Origin of the sequence: Streptococcus mitis (assembly GCF_003943905.1) — a bacterium.
Taxonomy (GTDB): Bacteria; Bacillota; Bacilli; order Lactobacillales; family Streptococcaceae; genus Streptococcus; species Streptococcus mitis_BC.
Genome location: NZ_RJNS01000012.1, coordinates 1 through 1,861, shown reverse-complemented (window position 1 = coordinate 1,861; position 1,861 = coordinate 1). Strand labels below are relative to the sequence as shown.

General features: G+C 45.8%; 1 protein-coding gene. It reads right to left on the bottom strand.

Annotated features, from left to right (window positions below):
* Positions 1 to 1,861, bottom strand: a 1,861-nt coding sequence (locus tag D8854_RS09975) for a hypothetical protein (RefSeq protein ID WP_185768091.1), incomplete at both ends; no start/stop codon positions are given.

Sequence of the window (1,861 nt, the reverse complement as noted above, 5' to 3'; positions counted from 1 at the left end):
TGATTGGCTTGCACTTACAGATGCTGAAGCTGAGGCACTTGAGCTTACTGATGCTGAAGCTGATTCACTTGAGCTTACTGATGCTGAAGCTGATTGGCTTGCACTTACAGATGCTGAAGCTGAGGCACTTGAGCTTACTGATGCGCTAGTTGATTGGCTAGCTGATACAGATGCTGAAGTTGATTCACTTGAGCTTACTGATGCGCTTGCTGATTGGCTTGCACTTACAGACGCTGAAGTTGATTCACTTGCAGATACTGATGCGCTAGTTGATTGGCTAGCTGATACAGATGCTGAAGCTGATTCACTTGAGCTTACTGATGCTGAAGCTGATTGGCTTGCACTTACAGATGCTGAAGCTGATTCACTTGAGCTTACTGATGCTGAAGCTGATTGGCTTGCACTTACAGATGCTGAAGTTGATTGACTTGCAGATACTGATGCGCTAGTTGATTGGCTAGCTGATACAGATGCTGAAGCTGAGNCACTTGCAGATACTGATGCGCTAGTTGATTGGCTAGCTGATACAGATGCTGAAGTTGATTCACTTGCAGATACTGATGCGCTAGTTGATTGGCTAGCTGATACAGATGCTGAAGCTGATTCACTTGAGCTTACTGATGCGCTTGCTGATTGGCTAGCTGATACAGATGCTGAAGTTGATTCACTTGAGCTTACTGATGCTGAAGCTGATTGGCTAGCTGATACAGATGCTGAAGCTGATTCACTTGAGCTTACTGATGCTGAAGCTGATTGGCTTGCACTTACAGATGCTGAAGCTGATTCACTTGAGCTTACTGATGCTGAAGCTGATTGGCTTGCACTTACAGATGCTGAAGTTGATTGACTTGCAGATACTGATGCGCTAGTTGATTGGCTAGCTGATACAGATGCTGAAGTTGATTCACTTGAGCTTACTGATGCTGAAGCTGATTGGCTAGCTGATACAGATGCTGAAGCTGATTCACTTGAGCTTACTGATGCTGAAGCTGATTGGCTTGCACTTACAGATGCTGAAGCTGATTCACTTGAGCTTACTGATGCTGAAGCTGATTGGCTTGCACTTACAGATGCTGAAGCTGANGCACTTGAGCTTACTGATGCGCTAGTTGATTGGCTAGCTGATACAGATGCTGAAGTTGATTCACTTGAGCTTACTGATGCTGAAGCTGATTGGCTTGCAGATACAGACGCTGAAGTTGATTGGCTTGCACTTACAGATGCTGAAGCTGAGGCACTTGAGCTTACTGATGCTGAAGCTGATTCACTTGAGCTTACTGATGCTGAAGCTGATTGGCTTGCACTTACAGATGCTGAAGTTGATTGACTTGCAGATACTGATGCGCTAGTTGATTGGCTAGCTGATACAGATGCTGAAGTTGATTCACTTGAGCTTACTGATGCTGAAGCTGATTGGCTTGCACTTACAGATGCTGAAGCTGAGGCACTTGAGCTTACTGATGCGCTAGTTGATTGGCTAGCTGATACAGATGCTGAAGTTGATTCACTTGAGCTTACTGATGCGCTTGCTGATTGGCTTGCACTTACAGACGCTGAAGTTGATTCACTTGCAGATACTGATGCGCTAGTTGATTGGCTTGCACTTACTGACGCTGAAGCTGAGGCACTTTGGCTGGCGCTTACTGATGTTGAAGCACTTTGACTTGCACTTACAGATGCGCTTGCTGATTGGCTAGCTGATACAGATGCTGAGTCGCTTGCACTTACAGAAGCTGAAGCTGATTGACTAGCTGATACAGATGCTGATTGGCTCGCACTGATGCTTGCTGATACTGATGCTGATGCGCTTTGGCTTGCACTAATTGACGCAGACTGGCTCGCGCTTGCTGAGATAGAAGCT